This window comes from Bradyrhizobium sp. Arg237L (assembly GCF_029990105.1).
GTDB lineage: Bacteria > Pseudomonadota > Alphaproteobacteria > Rhizobiales > Xanthobacteraceae > Bradyrhizobium.
In genome coordinates this window covers 111,743-132,006 of sequence record NZ_JAQMIL010000018.1, presented here as the reverse complement: position 1 = coordinate 132,006, position 20,264 = coordinate 111,743, and the positions used below count along the sequence as shown (strand labels likewise).

Genomic DNA, 20,264 nt, shown 5'->3' with positions numbered 1-20,264 from the left:
CTGATGTCACGCTCGTCAGTCGCGACACCCGCGTCCACCGCATCTCACCGCAACGTTCGTGACGATCGCGAGCCGCCCCTCATTCGGGTGAGACGCGCGGAGTTAAATCATTGATTTGCCCGACGGCGAAAGCGGATTATTTTTCGCGTGAGGGATGGACACGTTTCTGCTGATTTGCCCGTCGGGTTGATTTGTCGCACCCAAAGTATCCACATCGTCATTGCGAGCGGAGCGAAGCAATCCATAGTGTCGCAAGCGGAGGCATGGATTGCTTGGCTTACGCTCGCAATGACGGAACTGTCATTCCGGGGCGATGCGATAGCATCGAGCCCGGAATCCATTTTGCAGCTTACGCAAGTAGACGAATGGATTCCGGGCTCGCGACTTCGTCGCGCCCCGGAATGAGAGAGGTTGGTGACGCAATGGATTCACGAGCGCCCTGGTGAACCACCCACCGCCATCTTGCGATCGGCCCAGGTTTTGAGATCGCCCACCGTCAGCATCTTGAGGAACGGATTGGCATTGACCAGCTTCTCGCGGGTGGTGCGGCCCGTCACGTCGGCGGCGGCCATAAGGGAAGCGGCGTCGGCGTTTTCCGCCGCGGTCAGCAACGCCACCGCGCCTGCCGGTCCGGCAAAATGCACGAGGTAGAGAGAACCCGGCGTGATCGGCAGGCCGCGCTTGCTCAGCATCGCGGCATTTCGCTCGATCGTGCGTGCGGTGATTTCCCGGGCAAGCCCGACATCTCGACGCAGCTCCAGCACTTCCTTGTCGCTGCGTCCCTGGACCAGATCGCGTCGGTGTCTTCGAACGGCTTCGAGCCATGTGTCGTCGAGAAACTGAGCGGCTCCGATCGCGCTCGAGCGCTTGTTCCTGGCATTCGGGTCGCCGTTTGATTCAGCCGTGATGATGCGCTCGACCAGCGCCCTGATCGCGGCCTGGTCGATCGCCTCGTCCTTCAACTGAACGTCGCGAAACAACAACAGGCTTGCCGTGACGCCGAACGCGATCGCTATCGCCAGCAGGATGGCAATGACTTCCACCGACCACCATTGCCGCGTCCGCACCATGGTCCGACGCTCATCCGGGTCAGGCGGCCTGATTTCAACTGCGCGGCCTGCCGGCTTCGACGTGGGCATGGACTTCGGCATCGACCTGGGCATGGGGTGCCGCGGCCTGCCGTCAGCCACGCCCTCGAAGGCAAAGGATTGTTGCGCTAGGTCTGACATCCCAGTGGCAGGCTCAATGCTTTGAACAGGCCGTCGAAGGCGCCGGGCTGACAGGACTTGGCCTCGACAGTCGGTTTGGAACGCGTGGTCTTTGCCGTTGCTTTGGCAAGCTCGTGCTTGGGCAGTTGCTTCGGTCGAGGTTTCGGCAGCACGACAGCGGGTTTTGCGGCGGGGACTGCGCGCTCGGGCGGTTCAACGATCGGCGCGGGTTCCGGTGCAGCCGCAGCGGATTGAACCGGCGGTGCGATTGGTTCGGGCGAAAAAATCTGCTGAGCCGATGCCTGCTGTTGCGTGTGCGGGATTTCGTTGCGGTCTGCTGCGGTCAGCGTATCGCCAGATGCCGCGAAGCTCAGGGTTGCCTGGGCAGGCTGGGTCTCGACAGACTTCGTCGCGCGCGGCGGAGTCTGCATCTCCATCACCGCAAGCGTACCGAGGCCAACAAGGATGAGAGCCGCCCTCATCTGATCTCGCGTTTCATCGGAGATCGAAGGCTAAGTTTCAATGCGGCGGCTTGGCGGCGGAAGTGAGCGCCTCGGAACAGTGAACGGAAAAGATCAGGGATTAAGGTTAATGCGGAGACTCGCGTTCACACCGAAGCCGTAGGGTGGGCAAAGCGCAGCGTGCCCACCTTCCCTTGCACCGGCCGTAAATGGTGGGCACGCTTCGCTTTGCCCACCCTACGATTCGCGGTGATCGAGACGCTATCAGCCCGCAACCGCCGCGGGGATGTCGCGCTGGCGCTTCATGACGATCTTGTTGAGGGCGCCGAGATACGCCTTCGCCGACGCCACCAGCGTGTCCGGGTCGGCGGCGCGCGCGGTCATCGAGCGACCGTCATGGGCGAGGCGCACCGAGACTTCGGCTTGCGCGTCGGTGCCTTCGGTCACCGCATGCACCTGGTAGAGCTCGAGCTTGGCGTCGTGCGGCACCAGGCGCTTGATGCAGTTGAAGACGGCATCGACCGGGCCGTTGCCCTCGGCTTCCTCGATCCGGGTCTGGCCGTCGACATCCAGCTTCATGGTCGCGCGCTGCGGGCCATGGGTGCCGGCAATCACGGTCAGCGAGGTCAGCTTGATACGGTCGTAGGCGGCGGCGATCTCCTCGTCGAGCAGCGCCTCGATGTCCTCGTCATAGATGTCCTTCTTGCGGTCGGCGAGCGCCTTCATCCGCGCGAACGCATCCTCGAGCTGGTTCGGGCCCAGTTTGTAGCCCATCTCCTCCAGCTTGTGGACGAAGGCATGGCGGCCGGAGTGCTTGCCGAGCACCAGCGACGACTGTTTCAGGCCGACCATTTCGGGCCGCATGATCTCGTAGGTGGAGGCATCCTTCAGCACGCCGTCCTGGTGGATGCCGCTCTCATGCGCGAACGCGTTACGGCCGACGATCGCCTTGTTGTACTGCACCGGGAACGAGGTCGCCGCCGACACCAGCTTGGAGGCGCGGGTCAATTGCGTGGTGTCGATCCTGTTCCAGTACGGAAACTTGTCGTTGCGCACGTTGATCGCCATCACGATCTCTTCGAGCGCGGCGTTGCCGGCGCGCTCGCCGATGCCGTTGACGGTGCATTCGACCTGACGGGCACCGCCGACGATGCCGGCCAGCGAGTTCGCCACGGCCATGCCGAGGTCGTTATGGCAGTGGACCGAGAAGATCGCCTTGTCGGAGTTCGGCACGCGCTCGATCAGCGTGCGCATGAAGTGGGTGTACTCGTCGGGCGTGGTGTAGCCGACGGTGTCGGGGATGTTCACCGTGGTGGCACCCGCCTTGATCACGGCTTCGACGATGCGGCAGAGGAAATCCATCTCGCTGCGGGTGCCGTCCTCGGCCGACCATTCTACGTCGTCGATCTGGTTGCGGGCGCGGCTGACGTTGGCGATCGAGGTCTCGATCACCTGTTCCGGCGTCATGTTCAGCTTCACCCGCATATGCAGCGGCGAGGTCGCGATGACCGTGTGGACGCGGCCGCGCTTGGCGAATTTCACGGCTTCCGCGCAGCGGTCGATGTCCTTCGGATGGGCGCGGGACAGACCGGCGATGACGGCGTTCTTGGAGCGGCGGGCGATCTCGCTGACCGCCTGGAAGTCGCCTTCCGATGTAATGGGGAAGCCGGCCTCGATGACGTCGACGCCCATCTCGTCGAGCAGCTCGGCGACCTCGAGCTTTTCCTCGAAGGTCATGGTGGCGCCGGGGCACTGCTCGCCGTCACGCAGCGTGGTGTCGAAAATGATTACGCGGTCCTTCTCGGACTTGTTGGCGATGGTCATCTGCAAAGTTCCTTTGGGTCGGTCGCGCTATCTTATCACTGAGCGCTAAAGGGTTTCTGGTGTTCTCACGCAACCCCTGAGTGCCCAGGCGCAACCGCCCAGACGGCCCTCAGGGGCCGATAAGAAGCAGAATCCCGCCAAGAAGGAGGGTCGGCAGCGACGCAGCCGGAATCGCGGGGGCAACTTGTGCCGTTCCCGTCAGGATTCCATCGTTTTCGCTGCGAATCAGCATTGCCAGTACCCTTTGGAGGCCAAATCCTCGGTCAAAACCGTTGACGGTTGGTTGCCGAGGCCATCTCCGAGCGCGTTTCTAGACGAAGAGAGCGCCCCGCCGCAACGGTAAAAAGATGGTCAGCGGGGCTGACCTAAATACGGGGCCGCCGTCATTCCGGGGCGATGCGAAGCATCGAGCCCGGAATCCATTTCGCCACCTGCGCCTGCGGCCTGATGGATTCCGGGCTCGCGCCAAGAGGCGCGCCCCGGAATGACAGCGGTGGCCTACTTTGCCTTCTTCCCCGCCCCACCCTTCCCTTCCGCCAGCAGCGCCTCGCGGACGTGCTTGAATTCGCTGCGTTCGGAGTTGTCGACCTTCGGGAAATGCAGATCGAGCTTGTCGAGCGCGCTGACGATGGTGGAGCCGATCACCACGCGGGCGAACCATTTGTGGTCGGCCGGCACGACGTGCCAGGGCGCGGCGCTGGTTGCGGTATGGCGGATCATGTCCTGGTAGGCGGCCATATAGCGGGGCCACAGCGCGCGCTCAGTGACGTCGGCCATCGAGAACTTCCAGTTCTTCGACGGCTCCTCCAGCCGCTCCAGGAAGCGCGCGCGCTGTTCCTGCCTGGAGACGTTGAGGAAGAACTTCAGGACCACGATGCCGTTGCGCGAGAGGTAGCGCTCGATCGCGGAAATATCCTCGAAGCGTTCGCGCCAGATGTTCTTGGTCACGAGCCGTGCCGGCAGCTTTTCCTTGGCGAGGACTTCGGGATGCACGCGCACCACCAGGCATTCCTCGTAATAGGAGCGGTTGAAGATGCCGATGCGGCCGCGCTCGGGCAGCGCGATCATCGAACGCCACATGAAATCGTGGTCGAGCTCCTTGGACGACGGCTGCTTGAAAGAGCTGACCTCGCAGCCCTGCGGATTGACGCCCTCGAACACGCTCTTGATCGCGGAGTCCTTGCCGGCCGCATCCATGCCCTGGAAGACCAGGAGCAACGACCAGCGGTCCTGGGCGTAGAGCTTCTCCTGGAAATCGTTCAGCCGCCTGCGATTGGCCTCGATGATCTCCTCGCCCACGACCTTGTCGATGCCGCCTTTCTCGTTGGTCTTGAGCGATTTGAGGTGAAAGTGGTCCGAACCGTCGACGCGGAACGGTGCCACGAAAGGTTTCAACTCGTCGGCCAGCAGCTTCGATTTCTTGCCCATGGGCCCTTTCTTACTTGCTCAGATGCATCTCGATAAACGCGGTGACGAAGCGCGGCATCGTGGCGGTGAAGTCGCTAAAATCCCTCACCAGGCGGATCGCCGCCAGTTCGGGCTCTTCCTGCAGCGCGAGATTGCTTTCGATACGCGCGCGCAAGGCATCGCCGGGCATGTCGACATACAGTATCCGCATCATGGCGATGGCGACGCCGGTGAAGACGCAATCCCAATGCGCATCGGGGCGGTAGTCGGCGGGCGTGAGCCCGGTCTCCTCCTCCACCTCTCGTGCGACGCTGCCGGCGATATCGAGCATGTCGCCCCTGATGTCGTCGAGATCGGGCGTGCCCGACGGGAAGTAGACCCGTCCGGGGTTTGAGGTGTGATGGCCCATTTCCCCGAGCACGAACGCGCCGTCGCTTGCGAGCAGCGCGCCCATGCCAAAGCCGTTGAACACGCTTCTGTCGGGAAAGCCCCAGTCGCGCCAGGCGAGGAAGCTCGCGAAATCGGTCTCGAAATAGCTCGCGCTCAAGCGCTCGCCTTCGAACGCGGCGCTGCGTCCCAGGAGCACGCGGCCGTTCCAGAGGTTCGGCCGTTCGCGCTGCGCCTCGGCGAAATGCGCATCGATCTCGGCGCGCCGCGCTTGTGCGAACGGCCACGCCCATGGCTGCACCTTGAGGTCCAGCGAGGTGACCCGATGAATGGAAGGTGGCGTCATCAGGCGGGCTTACTTCGCACCCGTCCCCGTGGTCTTCTTCGCCTGCTCGACCAGCCTGTTGGTGTAGGTCTTGCTGACGTCGATATTGGCCTTGGCGACCTCCGGCGAGCCTTCGCTGAACACCGCCAGCACCGCGTCGGCGCCCTTCGGGTCCATCTTGCCGGTCTCCGAATACATCGGGATCGTGTTCTTCAGGGCGGCGAGATAGAGCTCCTTGTTCTTGCCGACCATCTCCTCGGGCATCTTGGCCATGATGTCATCAGGCGAATGCGAATGGATCCAGGCGAGCGTGGCGAGGATCGCATTGGTGAGCGCCTGCGCCTCCTTCTCGTGTGACTTGACCCAGGCCGCGGTCGAATAGAGCGCGCCGCCCGGATACTCGCCGCCGAACACCGCGAGCGTGTCGTGCTGGGTGCGGGTGTCGCTCAGGATCTTCAGGTCGGCATGGCTGCCCTGCAGGACGGTGACGGAGGGATCGAGCATCACGGCGGCATCGATCTGCCCCTGCTCCATCGCTGCGACCGCGGTCGCGCCCAGGCCAACGCTGATCACGGAGGCGCTGGTGGGATCAAGCCCGTTCTTCTTGAGCAGATATTTGAGGAAGAAATCGGTCGAGGAGCCGGGCGCGCTGACGCCGACCTTCTTGCCGGCGAGGTCCTTGATCGAATTGATCTCTGAGGTGTGCTTGGGCGACACCACCAGCACCAGGCCGGGATAGCGGTCATAGACCACGAAGGCCTGCAATTCCTGCCGCTTGGCGGCGAGATTGACGCAGTGATCGAAATAGCCGGAGACGACGTCGGCGCTGCCGCCGAGCACGGCTTTCAGCGCATCCGAGCCGCCCTTGAGATCGACCAGCTCGACCGCGAGCCCCGCCTTCTCATATTCGCCGAGCTGCTTGGCGAGCACCGTCGGCAGATAGCACAGGCAGGCGCCGCCACCGACCGCGATCGTGACCTTGCTTTGCGCTGCGGCAAGACCCGACGTCAGCACCAGCGCCAGCAGCGCGCCGGCTAAGTGGCCAAACAGTTTCCTCATGATTGTCTCCGTTCCGTGGGGTGCAGGATAAAGCAGCGCGCGGGCGTTGAGAAGCTCCGCGTTATTGCGAGGCGCAGCTCCCGTAGGGTGGCAAAGCGTAGCGTGCCCACCATCACGAGCGGAGCACTTGATGGTGGGCACGTCGCTGCGCTCCTTTGCCCACCCTACGATTCTACGCTTCGCGCGCCGCCGTCGGCCGCCAGACCAGCAGGCGCCGCTCGACCAGCGTCACGGCCATGTCGATCAGGATGACGAAGGCCGACAGCACGAACATGCCCGCGAAAACGCCGGCGACGTCGAACACGCCCTCCGCCTGCTGGATCAGATAGCCGAGGCCGGCGGCGGCGCCGAGATATTCGCCGACGACGGCACCGACCACCGCAAAGCCAACGGACGTATGCAGCGAGGAGAACATCCACGACAGCGCCGACGGCCAATAGACATGCCGCATCAATTGCCGCTCGCTCATGCCGAGCATGCGGCCATTGTCGAGCACGGTCGTGCTCACTTCCTTCACGCCCTGATAGACGTTGAAGAACACGATGAAGAAAACGAGGGTCACACCGAGCGCGACCTTGGACCAGATGCCGAGGCCGAACCAGAGCGCGAAGATCGGCGCCAGCACGACGCGCGGCAGAGCGTTCGTCATCTTCACGTAAGGATCGAACACGGCGGCGACGCGCGGCTGGCGCGCGAACCAGAAGCCGACCAGAATGCCGAGCGCCGAGCCGATCACGAAAGCGAGGATCGATTCCCACAGCGTGATCGCAAGATGCTTCCAGATCACGCCGGTCGAGAACCATTTGACGATCTGGCTGACGACGTCGATGGGATTGGAGAAGAAGAACGGCGGAAGCCAGATGCGGCCGAACACCGGCACGGTGGCAAAGAGTTGCCACATCGCCAGCGCGACGACGGCGACCAGGACCTGGCAGAGCAAAAGCGCGGCGCGGGACATCAGTCGGCTCCCCCGGCTTGCGTTGATTGCGCGTAACCCTTCATCACCTCTTCCTTCAGCACGCCCCAGATTTCGCGATGCAGTTCGTGAAACTGCTTGTCCAGCCGCACCTCGAAGATATCGCGCGGACGCGGCAGCTCCACGCGCCAGTCGCCGATGATGCGCGAGCCGGGGCCGGCCGACATGATGACGACGCGGTCGGCGAGCGCGATCGCCTCCTCCAGGTCATGGGTGACGAACAGCACCGCCTTGCGGTCGGCGGTCCACAGTTCGAGCAGGAGATTGCCCATCACCTGCCGGGTCTGGGCATCGAGCGGGCCGAACGGCTCGTCCATCAAGAGGATTTTTGGATCGCGGATCAGGACCTGTGCGAGCCCGACGCGCTTGCGCTGGCCGCCGGAGAGCATGTGCGGATAGCGGTTCGCGAACGCCCCGAGCCCGACCGAGGTCAGCCAGGCCTGCGCCTGTTCCAGCGCCTTCCGCCGCGGCGTGCCCTTGATCTCGAGCCCGATCGCGACATTGTCGATCGCGGTCTTCCAGGGGAACAGCGCATCGGCCTGGAACAGGTAGCCGGCATCGCGGTTCAATCCGGTGAGCGGCTGGTCGAAGATCCTGACCGCGCCCGCGGCCGGCTTCAGCAGGCCGGCGGCCACGTTCAGCAAGGTCGACTTGCCACAGCCGGTGGGGCCTACGATCGCCACGAATTCGCCATGCGCGACCGCAAGGCGCGCCTTCTCGACGGCGGTGTAGACGCGGGCGTCCGCAAGGCGAAACGCCACCGTCGCATCCTCGAGCGCCACCGCTGTTGGCTTGGCTGTGGGCCTGGCCTTGTCCACCACGTTCCCTCCCTGTTCGGGAGGATGCCTTAGCCTCTCGTGCGGACAAGTTCAACGCAGCATCGCGACGTGCTAGTTGATCTGTGATCTCCCGGATGGGGGCGCAGCGCGAGGTTTGAACGGCATTGTCCAACGGACCACTCATTGCCTACACCAAGGTCGGCAAGACCTTCGCCAACGGCGGCGTGGTCGCCGTCGACGATGTCTCGCTGGAGGTTGCCGAGGGCGAGTTCCTCGCCATCGTCGGCCGCTCCGGCTCGGGCAAGAGCACCTTGCTGCGGCTAGCCAACCGGCTGATCGAGGCCGACAGCGGCAGCGTCATGGTCGAAGGCGAGGACGTGCGCAATGTCGATCCGATCCGCTTGCGGCGGCGCATCGGCTATGTCTTCCAGAGCGGCGGGCTGTTTCCGCATCTTGCCGTCGGCGCCAATATCGGCATCACGCCGAAGCTGCTCGGCTGGCCGGCGGCGGAGATCGCAGCGCGTGTCGACGAACTGCTCGAACTGGTGCAGCTCGATGGCGCGCAGTATCGGGAGCGGCTGCCGCATGAGCTCTCCGGCGGGCAGCGCCAGCGGGTCGGCGTCGCGCGGGCGCTGGCCGCACGGCCGCGCATCGTGCTGATGGACGAGCCGTTCGGCGCGCTCGATCCCCTCACCCGCGATGCGCTCGGCGATGATTTCCGCGAGTTGCACCGCAGGCTCAAATTGACCACCGTCATGATCACCCATGACATGACGGAGGCGCTTTTGCTCGCCGACCGCGTCGCCGTCATGCACGAAGGCAGGCTGCTGGCGCAGGGCACCCCAGTGGAGCTTTCTGAGAGCACGGACCCTTACGTCGAAAAACTCCTGCACACGCCGCGGCGGCAGGCGGAACGGCTCGGCAAATTGCTGCCGGGGGACGGCGCCGCATGAGCCTGTTTTCCGATCCGCGCTGGACCGAGGCGCTCGCACATCTGCCCGATTATCTCGGCAACCATGTGCGCGTGAGCCTGGCTGCGCTCGCGCTCGGGCTCATCGTCAGCCTGCCGCTGGCGATCGTCGCGCGCAACCGGCCGCTGCTGCGCGGCGCGCTGCTCGGCTTCGCCAGCATCGTGCAGACCGTGCCGGGGCTCGCGCTGCTGGCGCTTTTCTATCCGCTGCTACTCGTGCTGGCGGCGCTGACGCTGTCCTGGTTCGGCTTCGATTTCTCCGCCTTCGGATTCCTGCCGGCGGTGCTGGCGCTCGCGCTCTATTCGATGCTGCCGGTATTGCGCAACACCATCACCGGCCTGTCGGGCGTCGACCCGGCGCTGACGGAGGCGGCGCAGGGCGTCGGCATGACGCCGCGGCAATCGCTGTTCATGGTGGAGCTGCCGCTGGCGCTGCCGGTGATGATGGCCGGCATCCGCACGGCGGCGGTGTGGGTGATCGGCACCGCGACGCTGTCGACGCCGATCGGGCAGACCAGCCTCGGCAATTACATCTTTGCTGGGCTGCAGACCCAGAACTGGGTGTTCGTCGTGTTCGGCTGCCTCGCCGCCGCCGCGCTGGCGCTCGCGGTCGACCAGCTCCTGGCGCTGATCGAGAACGGCCTGCGCCACCGCAGCCGGCTGCGCGCCGCGCTCGGCGCCGTCGGCATCGCGGCGCTGGTCGCAGCGACGCTAGTGCCGACGATGGCGCGCTCGGCGTCGAACTATGTCGTCGGCGCGAAAACCTTCACCGAGCAATATGTGCTGGCAGCCCTGATCGCGCAGCGGCTGAACGCGGACGGGCTGTCCGCGACCACGCGCGCCGGTCTCGGCTCCAGCGTGATCTTCGATGCGCTCAAGGCCGGCGATATCGACGTCTATGTCGACTATTCCGGCACGCTGTGGGCCAACCAGTTCCATCACACCGACATCCGGCCGCGCGAAGAGCTGCTGGCCGACTTGAAGGCGATCCTGGCGAAACAGGACATCACGCTGCTCGGCGAGCTCGGCTTTGCGAACGCCTATGCGCTGATCATGCCGAAGCAGCGTGCGGAAGCGCTCGGCATCCACACCATCGCCGATCTTGCGGCACTCGCGCCGTCGATGTCGATCGCCGGCGATTACGAATTCTTCTCGCGGCCGGAATGGGCCGGCATCAAACAAGCCTACGGATTGTCGTTCCGGACCCAGCGGCAGATGCAGCCGGATTTCATGTATGCCGCCATCGCTTCAGGGGATGTCGACGTGATCGCGGGCTATACCAGCGACGGGCTGATCGCGAAATATGATCTCGTCGTGCTCGGCGATCCCAAACACGCGATCCCGCCCTATGACGCGGTGATGCTGCTCGCGCCCAAGCGCAAGGATGATGCAAAGCTGCGCGCGGCATTGCAGCCGCTGCTCGGACGGATCGATATCGCCGCGATGCGGGAAGCGAATTTGCGCGCCGCCGGCAATGATGGCTCCTCCTCGCCGGACGCGGTGGCGCGCTGGCTGTGGGAGAAGATCGGGACGAAGTGAATCCCTTCGTCATTGCGAGGAGCGAAGCGACGAAGCAATCCATGCCTCCGCTTGCGGCGAGATGGATTGCTTCGCTTCGCTCGCAATGACGGAGAAGTGGGAATAGCGCCCCTCACAGCCCCTTGATCACACCCGCGTCGATCAGGAGGCGGTTGAAGCGGCGCGCCTCGGCGCCGTCCTTGCAGGCATAGAACAGGCCGTTGCAGCGGAGCATGATGTGCTTCTGCTCCTCGAACGAGGGATCGAGCGGAATGCCGGCGGCTTCCTGGATCACCAGCGGCAGATAGGCCGCATCGATCGTCTCCATCACGGCCGGCGATTTCACCGGTTCGAAATTGATGGCGTCGATTGCATAGTAGGTCGCGAAATAGCGCGGGTCGTACTTCTCGAGCTTCTTGCCGATTCCGGCCGCATCGAGGCTCGGGTCAAGAAGATGCGGCGCGAATTCCGGCTGGTGATCGCCATAGCGCACGATCAGGAACGGCTGCGCCGGAAACTTCTTCTTCAGTCCCGCGACGAAGGCGGCATAGTCGCTGGCGCTCATCGCCTGCCGGCGCAGATACTCGTCGATGACGGGCGTGTTGCCGAGCGGGCGCCAGGACGGCGTCAGGTCCGCCCGCAAGGGCGTCTTCCACGGGAAATGGTTGGCGGCGAGATAGACGAAGGTGAACTGCGGCGCGCCGGGCGGCTGCTCCGCCATCAGCCGCAGCGCCTTGTCGTAAAAGAAGCGGTCGGGTTCGACATCCTTTGCGCCGAGATCGCGCGCGTCGTAGAAGCGCTGGATGCCGGTCGTGGCCTGGAAGCTGCGCGCGCTCATGAAGGCGCCGAACGCCGGATAAAGCGAAAGCGTGTTGTAGCCGCAGCGGCGAAGCGCAAGCGGCAGCCCGCGCTCGACGCGGCCGGAGGCGATGCGGGTGACGAAATAGGCGAAACGGCCGAAGGAGCGCGAGGAGAGCCCCGCGAGCACGTTGTATTCGGTGAACCAGCTCGGCCCGCCATTGCTCTCGGCCAGGAATTTTCGCTCCACGCCGTCATAGGATTTGAACTGCGCGCCGTAGCCCGGCGGCATCCTGACGCCTTCGGCCGCACGGATATCGAAGCTCGATTCATCGTGGATCAGGATGATGTTCGGCCGGCGGCCGGCCGGATGGCAGGAATCCACCAGCGGAATCTTGAGGTGCTCGCTCGCGACCGCATCCGACTCCATGAAGCCGTAGTTGATGAAATCGGAAACCGCCGTGACGCCCGAGCGAGCGAATTTCGAGAGATAGCCGTCGTCGTAATAGCCGCGCCAATCCTCATCCGGCCAGGTGACGGCGTATCCGGCCAGCGCGGCCAGGCATGCCAGCTTGCAGGCCAGCGCCGGCAGGCGGCGGACGCGGAACGGATCGAGCCACCACAGCGCATACATCAAGGGCAGCGTGACGGCGCCTGCGCCGATCAGCGACCAGCGCAGGTTCGGGAAGATCGTCAGCAGAAAGGACGCGGTGTCGTGGTCGACCACCATCAGGTCGACGAAGTTCGCGGTCATCTGCACGACTTCGTGCTTGAACCGCGAGAGCAGCACCAACGCCACCACCAGCGTCAGCGACAGCGCCCCCGATAGCGCCGGCCGCCGCAGCAGCGCAATGAAGAAGAAGTTAAGTGTACCCCAGGACAAGAGGAAGCAGAGGCGCGAGCCGAAATCGGTCTCGGTCTGCACCAGGATCGCGAGCGCCGCCATCTGCGGCGCGGCGACGGCGAGCAGGCGCCAGATGCCGATCGCGGCCAAGCCGCCCGCAATCGCGGCAATCGAAGAACCTTGATTTGGCGCGGGCGCCATGGCTGACGACGCAACATTCCCCGGCGCAGTAGTTCGCCTTGGCTGGAGGTGACCAGGAGGCGGACGACGCAGCCGGAACCCGCGTCGCGTCACAAAACCGTAATGTAATCGTCATGAATGCGCAATGAATTTGCGGCCGCGGGCGGGAGGCAGGGTAAATCCACGTGCGGCAGACGGGCAAAGGACGTCCCCTGCAAGCAATCCAACGGCACATGAGGAGGGCGCCGAACAGGCGGTGCGCGCGGACCCCGCCTTGATCGAAGCCGTGGCCAAGCTCGATGCGGGCCATACGACCTCGTTGCAGGTGCGTATCGGTATCGCCACGGGCCTCGTGGTCGTCGGCGATCTGCTCGGTGAGGGCGCCGCCCTCTGGGATAAAGCTGCCCGATGCAGCCGCACGTCCGTTCTGCTGGAGCGGACACAACGCAGTCCGAAACCAATGTCAGGGAAGTGCCAAACTCGGAAGTTCCGATTTTGCGAAACTGTTGCTCTCCACCTGCGAAAGTCGCCCAAGAGCCGACGTTACTTCTGTTCAGCTCAGGGGCAGCTACAATGGCAAAACCAACGAGAGCGGGGAATTGCCGACACTACCGCTCAGGGTAAAATTGATCGATTGCATCGAGACCGCTAGAGCATGATCCGGAAAAGTGGAAACCGGTTTTCCCTCGCGACAAACGCGAAGCTTTTGCGCGAAGATCGTGCTCAAACAAACAGATGAGATCATGATCCGATTCCATTTAATCGGATCATGATCTACTAATCTTACTCGACGGTTGTTATCCGACTTCGATATCCGACGAATACCGGCGGCTTTGCGCGGGGGATGATCCGATGGAGTCCAGCAGGGCAGATTTTTCGACGATACTAAACCGCATTCTTGATACGGCGGCGGACAATCTCAGGATCGCAAAGATTCTGATTCAACTGGGTCTCGATCCCAACAACATCACCTACGACGCACTATTCGGCCGACTGCTGGAAATTGTGCTGGCCAACATCACGCTTGCCAACATGTTCGCCCTCGTTGGCGCCATCTTCTTTGTCGCTACCTTGCTGATGCAGACAATGGTGCCGCTGCGCGTCGCGAACATGGCCGGCTGTACATTCTTCGTTGCCTTTGGCGCGCTCTCCGGAAACGTCGCGACTTTTCTCCTGTATCTGCTGTTGCTGCCGATCAATGCCGTTCGCCTGCGTCAAATGCTCAATCTGATCAAGAAGGCGCGTATCGCGACGGAGGGCGACACCTCGATGGAATGGCTCAAACCGTTCATGACCGAACGCAGATATCGCCGGGGCGACATATTGTTCAAGAAGGACGATGCAGCTACCGAAATGTTCCTGGCGGTCACAGGAACGTTTTTGGTCACGGAAATCGGCGTCGAACTTCCACCGGGACGTCTCATGGGCGAACTTGGCTTCCTTACTCCCAATAAACGGCGAACCGCGACGGTCGAATGCATGGAAGACGGGCAAGTGCTGACCATAACTTATGAGAGGTTGCTCGAAATCTACTTTCAAAATCCGCAATTCGGTTATTACTTTCTCGTCCTCACCAGCCAGCGCCTGCTGGAGAACATCTCGCGGCTAGAAGGAACTATCGCACAAGAGAAAGCCGCGCGGCAGACTACAGCCACGGACGACATAACTTAACCTTTGGCTCCTGATTGCCTCACACTGCCACGTCCCGACGGCAGTGCCGGTCTCGTGAGGCAACAATTTCCGGTTGGGGTTATTTTTGGACCTGAGCGCGATAGCGGATGAAGTCCGTTTTTCCGCGATCAACGGATATCGCCAGCGCTGCGCTTCACTTCTGAAAAGTGTCAGGAAGACACGCGCTCAAGGGATCTCGTAGACCGACACCTTGTCCGCGATGCCGCTCAACGCCACGCGTCTGAGCGTTGGCTTTAGCCCGTTGCTCTCAAGCAGGGCCCGGGCATGCGCGTTTTCCAGCACCGATTCCGTCACCACGATCGAGCGTGACGCAGCAAGGCCCTGGACGCGCGACGCGATGTTTACAGTCTGGCCAAAATAGTCCTGCTGGGCATTGAGTGTGACCGCGAGGCATGATCCTTCATGGATGCCCATCTTCAGGCGCAGGCTCTGATGCTGACGCTCGGCGCCAAGATCGCTCATCGCCTCGCGCATGCGGATCGCAGCGGCGATGGCACGGTCAGGCGTTTCGAAGGTCGCCATCACGGCATCGCCAATGGTCTTCACCACGGCCCCCCTTTCGGACGCGATAATCTCCTGCAGCAGCCTGAAATGCTCGTTGACGAGATCGAAGGCAACGAGGTCACCGACGCGCTCATAGAGTTCAGTGGAATCCTTGAGATCACTGAACAGGAAAGTCAGGCTCAAAATCTTGAGACGCTGACCAATGGCGAGCGTTTCGGTCCGGTAGATGTCGCGGAAGGTCTGATTGGTGAGGAGGCGCTTTGCATTGAGAATGGGCTTGCGTCGCTTCAGGAGGTCGTTCAGCGCCTGGTTCGCCACCCATATAGCCGGCAACACGCGACTTTCGGTGCGGTTTTCCAAAGCCAGGCGCAGTGGCCCTGGGCGCAAAGCAATGGTGTCGACCGGAACCTGGACCTTGTTGAAGATCACGGACAGGTTCTGGCGCTCGCTCGCCTCCTCGCCGCCGACATCAAGGAACTGGGCCGTATGCGTCACGGGATCGAATACGATCAACGTGCCCTTCGGCAATTGCAACGAAAGGATGGCCCTTTCTCCTGGCGGCAAGTCGACGCTTTCGAGCGTGACCTCCTGCAGCAGCTTCTCCAGATCGGCTGGGAGATCGATGGCCGAACTCCAGAAGATCTGACGATAATATTCGGCCGCGGACAGTTCGTCGGGATTGTGGGCCGCGATCTTCCGAACGCGCGGACTTACCGTGAAGCTCACCTCGATCAGGTTGTCGAGCGTCGTCTCATAGCCCGCGGCGCAGAAAGCGCAATTATACTGCGCCCGGTCCAGGGTCTTTAGGCTCTTATTAGCGGAAAGAACACCGGCGCAACTTGGGCACATGACGTTCCACGTCATCTCGAAAATGCCGAGCCCCACCGCATTCAGGAGCGCGGCGATGACCCGCTCCTCATCGATACCGTTGCGGGCCGCGAGATCAAGTGCGTTCATCCTGTTCAAGGCATGATCGGGGGCATCCCGCACCATGCGCTCGAGCATCTCCACCACGTCGTCGTAGGCCGACTGACGCAGCGCCACAAACAAAGTCTCCGCTTCGTCCATGCGACAATGCTACACGAAAAAAGGCAAAGCCGAAACCCCACTCACGCATCCCTTGGGTGTTCGTTGAGTGTCCTGTTTACCGTTGGACACAAAGCAAAATGTCGGCCTTGGCGACAAGCTTGGGGTGGCCATCACGTTTCCCAACACCGACGGGGCGTCGCATTAGTCCGACTACCGCCGAGCTTTGAACCCATTTCGCTCCATGTTCGCTAATGGGTCAAAAGCGTCGTCTTGATCGTCTGGCGATCACTGCCCCGATAAGCTGACGATTTCAGAGCCACGCCGTACTTGGCTCGAAAACGCTCTAGGATTGGTCCCCGACGAGATGGAATCTGCGGCCGAGCTGGTGATGCACGGTGATGACGGCGCGGTCGACGTCGCTGATCAGACTGTCGCCGAGGACGACGTTCGGGATTTCCCAATTGCGGCCCGCACTCGCATGCGGCCGGGCGGAGACAGCGACAACTTGCGCCGTCTCGCATCCCGGCTGGCTGCGCAGCGCGTCATTGGCGATCGCGGTCAGTTCCGCATGGTTCTTGCCGATGGTGGACATGCAAGCTCCGGTGACGGGCGAATGCGGCGAGGGCATGACATGTCGCCGGCATGCTCACGCTGATGGCATCAGGCCGAGACGCTTGGCGATGATCCGGTCGAGCGTGCGCTTCGGCAGGATTGACGCCATGATGTGCTGCATCGGATCCGGCGTGATCTGATAACGCACCTTTGGGTTCGGCGCCGTCAGCGCATCGAAGATGTTCTCGGCGATCTTCTCCGGGGGCAGGGCGGTCGAGCGGAACTGCAGCAACCATTTCCGCATCCGCTGTAGCGCCGAGAAATAGGGTGAGTTCTGGTAGGCGGAAATATCGACCTCTTCCGCCTTGTCCCAGATCGGCGTCTTCACCGCGCCCGGCGCAACGATGATGACGTCGATGCCGAACAGCATCAGTTCGCGGCGCAGGCTCTCCGAAAACCCTCGATCGCGTGTTTGGAGGCCGCATGCTTGATCCAGCCAGGCGGCAGGCACGATCCGGCGATCTTGAGTTGAATTGGTTACGTCCTGCTAACCTTCCCCGCGAGCTCCGCCCAGGATCAGGTTCCAGCTTAACGCGGGCGTAAGGCCGCGCTTGCCATCTTCCGGACCAACCAGAGAACCTGCAACAAGAACAATTCCAATGATGGCGCAACAGCCGGCCCACTCGATCATCGCCGAACTCGAGGAAGCCGTGAGAGACGGCTCGTCGGCGAAGCGGATCAAGACCCTTCGGCGGGTGACGGACCTCTTCCTGCACGACGGCGAACGCTTGAGCGACGAACAGGTCAAGGTTTTCGACGACGTCCTGTGCCTCCTGATCACGCGCGTCGAAAGCCGGGCCAAAGCCGAGCTCAGCAAGCGCCTCGCGCCGATCGACTACGCGCCGTTCGAGGTAATCCAGCACCTGGCAAAGGACGACAAGATCGAGGTCGCCGGCGAAGTGCTGGCGCATTCGAGCCGCGTCTCCACGGAGACGCTGGTCGAAGTTGCCAGCACCAAGGGACAGGATCACCTGCTTGCGATCTCCGGCCGCGCCAGCCTCCCCGAGGAGGTCACCGACGTGATCGTCGATCGCGGCGAGGTGCGCGTGATCCGCCGGCTCGCCAACAATGCCGGCGCGCGCTTCTCGGAAGCCGGCTATTCCGGCATCGTCGCGCACGCGGAAAGCGACGACGAACTGGTCGAGATCCTGGGACTGCGCATCGATCTTCCGACCAAATTCCTGCGCGAGCTCTTGCTCCGCGCCAAGGACGCCGTGCGCGCCCGCCTGCTCTCGATCGCGCCGCCGGCGCTGCAGGACGAGATCCGCGAGGTGCTCGACGAGGTCGCGCGCGAGGAGCCTGCGGCGCGACGCAGCTTCGGCATTGCCGAGCAGCTCGTCAAGCTGATGAAGGAGCTGAACGAGCTGGACGATGCGGCGGTGTTCAAGTTCGCCGAAGCGGGCAAGTTCGACGAGGTGATCGTCGCGATTGCGCTGCTCAACGACGTTGAGCCCGAGATGATCGCGCGGCTGATGGAGGGGCACCGCTCCGACCTGATCCTGATCCCCTGCCGCGCGGCCAGGCTGAACTGGCCGACAGTGGAGACGATCCTGAGCAACCGCCCGGCGGCGCAGCCGATCTCCGCCCAAACCATGGAGCAGGCACAGCGGGATTTCCGCCGCCTGTCGATCGAGACCGCCCAGCGCACCGTGCGCTTCTGGCAGCTCCACAACCGGATCGAGAAGCCGGCGGAGGGGCGAACGGCGGCGAGCTGATCGCGGCCGTCATGGCGAGCCGTTATTCGCGCATTGGGTGGGGGGGCCGCTACTGAGAGCCGTTCCCGGCGCAAGATCGCGCAAAGCGTCCGGGTGAGCAGCCCAGCCGCTTCCGAAATGCCGTGCTGAACGCACTCGCGGATTCGTATCCGATTTCGTCGGCAATCCGGTCCAGCCCCTTCGCGCCACGGATGAGCGCATCCTTCGCCAGCGCCATCCGCCAGCGCATCAGATATTCGGCCGGCCCGCACCCGAGAACGTCAGCGAAGCGCGCTGCGAACGCTGACCGGGACATGCCGGCGATCCCGGCGAGGTCCGAGACCGTCCAGCCGGTCCGGACATCAGCATGCATCGCGCGCAGGACACGTGCGAGGACCGGATCGCGCATGCCATCGAGCACGCCTGTGGCAACGGCATCGGGATCGATTCTTCGCCACCTGAGCGCCTCCACGAGCAAAACCTCCAGCAAGCGCTGCAGGATCATCTCCTTTCCCGGATCGTCGGACGCGCACTCGTCCACGACGAGTTCGATCACGCGCCCAAGCCTGCCCGTCCGCCCTTCGGACGCAGGGATATGAATGAAGCCGGGAAGCAGAGCGAGCAACAGAGGCGCGTTGACCTGCTCTATCCGGAATGTCCCGCCGAGTGAGACGAAGTCAGGTTCTCCCTCCTGATCTCCATGGCGGACAGCGGCGTTCACCGGCTCCCTGAGCTCACATTTGAGCCCCGGATGGCTGGAGAGCGAGAAGGCCGGGGTCGATGGCAGGAGCAGGAAATCCCCTTTCTGAAACTTCACAGGCTCCTTGCCCTCGAGTGTGATCCAGCACTCGCCCCGCAAAATGATCGTAAAGCCCGGCGCGTCATGCGCCGCATAGCGGACGCCCCAGCGCCCCCGGCCTGTGATGGGCTTGGCGATTGCCGTGCTGGGGCGAAGGAGAGCGATGGTATCGCTCAAAGGGTCCATCGTGGACGATCCATAATCATTTTGGGACGGTTGATTATAGATCGTCCTTTCGAGAGGTCTAGATAGGGCCCCATCGAAACGATGGAGAGGCGCATGCCAAAGACCATTCTCATCACCGGAACATCGTCAGGCTACGGCAAGGCGACCGCACAACTCTTTCTCGAACGGGGCTGGAATGTTGTAGCCACCATGCGGCATCCGGACCCTGCCGTGTTCGGTGGGGCTTCGGAGCGTCTCAAGGTGCTGCCGCTCGACGTCACGAGCGAGAAGAGCATTGCTGATGTGATCGAAGCCGCCGTTGCCGCATTCGGCGCGATCGACGTCTGGGTGAACAATGCCGGCCTCGGCCTCGCGTCGATCGTGGAAGCAACTCCCGACAGAACGACGCGCGAGATTTTCGAGACCAACACTTTCGGCGTGATCGCCGCGTGTCGGGCCATCATTCCCTCGATGCGCAAGCAGGGGCGCGGCGTGATCGTGAACGTCACGTCCAGCGTCACGGTCGGCGTGATGCCGCTGGTCGCGATCTATGCCGCCAGCAAGTTCGCCGTGGAGGGCTTCACGGAATCCCTCTCATACGAGTTGGGCGCGTTCAACATCAAGGCGCGTCTGGTCGAGCCCGGCTATGCGCCAACCACGAACTTCACCGCGAACGGCACCGCGCGAATGGAGGGCCTCATCCCCGCCGAATACACCGATTTCGCCCAGGCTTGCTTCGCAAGGATGGCGAACTATCCGACGGCATTCTGCACCGAAGCAGAAGTGGCTGCAGCCGTCTACGCGGCAGCGACGGACGAAGGCTTGCGGCTCCGATATCCCGCTGGAGCGGACACGAAGTTTCTCGCCAACCTGCGCTGGAGCACCTCAGAGGAGCACTACCAGCGCACAATGCACGAGGCCTTCGGTCCTCGCTGCACTCGCGATGACGGTGTCGTCGCGGTGCGATAGAAGCCGAAGCCGTAGGGTGGGCAAAGCGAAGCGTGCCCACCATCACGAGCGGAGTGCGTAGGGT

The 20,264-nt window shown here is 63.0% G+C and carries 18 protein-coding genes and 1 pseudogene; 6 read left to right on the top strand and 13 right to left on the bottom strand.

The features are described 5' to 3' along the window. Positions 1-428: 428 nt before the first annotated feature. From OZ411_RS13840 to OZ411_RS13805, 8 genes are all read right to left on the bottom strand, one after another. Complete coding sequence (locus tag OZ411_RS13840; protein ID WP_282528380.1) at positions 429-1,070, bottom strand: lytic transglycosylase domain-containing protein; 642 nt, start codon at positions 1,068-1,070, stop codon at positions 429-431. 146 nt (positions 1,071-1,216) lie between these two features. Then, positions 1,217-1,645, bottom strand: coding sequence for a hypothetical protein (locus tag OZ411_RS13835; RefSeq protein WP_282528387.1), 429 nt, complete (start codon positions 1,643-1,645; stop codon positions 1,217-1,219). Positions 1,646-1,933: 288 nt separating this feature from the next. Next, positions 1,934-3,493, bottom strand: coding sequence for a 2-isopropylmalate synthase (locus OZ411_RS13830; protein ID WP_282528379.1), 1,560 nt, complete (start codon positions 3,491-3,493; stop codon positions 1,934-1,936). Positions 3,494-3,991: 498 nt separating this feature from the next. Further along, on the bottom strand, positions 3,992-4,921 hold the full coding sequence (locus OZ411_RS13825) for a polyphosphate kinase 2 family protein (protein ID WP_282528378.1): 930 nt from the start codon (positions 4,919-4,921) through the stop codon (positions 3,992-3,994). A gap of 10 nt (positions 4,922-4,931) precedes the next feature. Then, the gene (locus tag OZ411_RS13820) at positions 4,932-5,633 is read right to left on the bottom strand and encodes an NUDIX hydrolase (RefSeq protein WP_282528377.1); all 702 of its coding nucleotides are present in this window, start codon (positions 5,631-5,633) and stop codon (positions 4,932-4,934) included. 9 nt (positions 5,634-5,642) lie between these two features. Then, positions 5,643-6,671: an ABC transporter substrate-binding protein gene (locus OZ411_RS13815; RefSeq protein WP_282528376.1), complete on the bottom strand. Its 1,029-nt coding sequence runs from the start codon at positions 6,669-6,671 to the stop codon at positions 5,643-5,645. 172 nt (positions 6,672-6,843) lie between these two features. Then, positions 6,844-7,629, bottom strand: a complete 786-nt coding sequence (locus tag OZ411_RS13810; RefSeq protein ID WP_282528375.1) for an ABC transporter permease — start codon at positions 7,627-7,629, stop codon at positions 6,844-6,846. Next, complete coding sequence (locus OZ411_RS13805) at positions 7,629-8,429, bottom strand: ABC transporter ATP-binding protein (protein ID WP_165421455.1); 801 nt, start codon at positions 8,427-8,429, stop codon at positions 7,629-7,631. The genes OZ411_RS13810 and OZ411_RS13805 overlap by 1 nt, the downstream gene beginning before the upstream one ends. Positions 8,430-8,590: 161 nt before the next feature. Between OZ411_RS13805 and OZ411_RS13800 the strand changes: the two genes are divergently transcribed. Both OZ411_RS13800 and OZ411_RS13795 read left to right on the top strand, forming a co-directional pair. Then, positions 8,591-9,379: an ATP-binding cassette domain-containing protein gene (locus tag OZ411_RS13800; RefSeq protein ID WP_130582998.1), complete on the top strand. Its 789-nt coding sequence runs from the start codon at positions 8,591-8,593 to the stop codon at positions 9,377-9,379. After that, a complete protein-coding gene (locus OZ411_RS13795) occupies positions 9,376-10,935 on the top strand; it encodes an ABC transporter permease/substrate-binding protein (RefSeq protein ID WP_282528374.1) in 1,560 nt (519 codons plus the stop codon). Before OZ411_RS13800 ends, OZ411_RS13795 begins: the two co-directional genes overlap by 4 nt. A gap of 112 nt (positions 10,936-11,047) precedes the next feature. Here the strand turns inward: OZ411_RS13795 and OZ411_RS13790 are convergent, their stop codons facing one another. Next, positions 11,048-12,757, bottom strand: coding sequence for a sulfatase-like hydrolase/transferase (locus OZ411_RS13790; protein WP_282528373.1), 1,710 nt, complete (start codon positions 12,755-12,757; stop codon positions 11,048-11,050). Positions 12,758-13,010: 253 nt separating this feature from the next. Here OZ411_RS13790 and OZ411_RS13785 point away from each other — a divergent pair, with 253 nt between their 5' ends. After that, positions 13,011-13,388, top strand: coding sequence for a hypothetical protein (locus OZ411_RS13785; protein ID WP_282528388.1), 378 nt, complete (start codon positions 13,011-13,013; stop codon positions 13,386-13,388). A gap of 200 nt (positions 13,389-13,588) precedes the next feature. Further along, positions 13,589-14,407: a cyclic nucleotide-binding domain-containing protein gene (locus OZ411_RS13780; RefSeq protein WP_282528372.1), complete on the top strand. Its 819-nt coding sequence runs from the start codon at positions 13,589-13,591 to the stop codon at positions 14,405-14,407. 186 nt (positions 14,408-14,593) lie between these two features. On the opposite strand, the gene OZ411_RS13775 is transcribed toward OZ411_RS13780, so the two are convergent. The 3 genes and pseudogenes from OZ411_RS13775 to OZ411_RS13765 form a co-directional block, all read right to left on the bottom strand. Further along, a complete protein-coding gene (locus OZ411_RS13775; protein WP_282528371.1) occupies positions 14,594-16,000 on the bottom strand; it encodes an adenylate/guanylate cyclase domain-containing protein in 1,407 nt (468 codons plus the stop codon). A gap of 304 nt (positions 16,001-16,304) precedes the next feature. Further along, complete coding sequence (locus OZ411_RS13770) at positions 16,305-16,553, bottom strand: hypothetical protein (RefSeq protein ID WP_130583227.1); 249 nt, start codon at positions 16,551-16,553, stop codon at positions 16,305-16,307. 54 nt (positions 16,554-16,607) lie between these two features. After that, positions 16,608-16,990, bottom strand: a pseudogene (locus tag OZ411_RS13765) (oxidoreductase); the annotation flags it as partial. Positions 16,991-17,172: 182 nt separating this feature from the next. Here OZ411_RS13765 and OZ411_RS13760 point away from each other — a divergent pair. Then, positions 17,173-18,288: a DUF2336 domain-containing protein gene (locus OZ411_RS13760; protein ID WP_282528370.1), complete on the top strand. Its 1,116-nt coding sequence runs from the start codon at positions 17,173-17,175 to the stop codon at positions 18,286-18,288. A 49-nt stretch (positions 18,289-18,337) separates the two neighbouring features. Here OZ411_RS13760 and OZ411_RS13755 read toward each other — a convergent pair whose 3' ends face one another. After that, positions 18,338-19,252: an AraC family transcriptional regulator gene (locus OZ411_RS13755; protein WP_282528369.1), complete on the bottom strand. Its 915-nt coding sequence runs from the start codon at positions 19,250-19,252 to the stop codon at positions 18,338-18,340. Positions 19,253-19,345: 93 nt separating this feature from the next. Here OZ411_RS13755 and OZ411_RS13750 point away from each other — a divergent pair, with 93 nt between their 5' ends. After that, positions 19,346-20,200 carry an SDR family oxidoreductase gene (locus tag OZ411_RS13750; RefSeq protein ID WP_282528368.1) on the top strand — a complete coding sequence of 285 codons (855 nt, stop codon included), beginning with the start codon at positions 19,346-19,348 and terminating at the stop codon, positions 20,198-20,200. Positions 20,201-20,264: the final 64 nt, after the last annotated feature.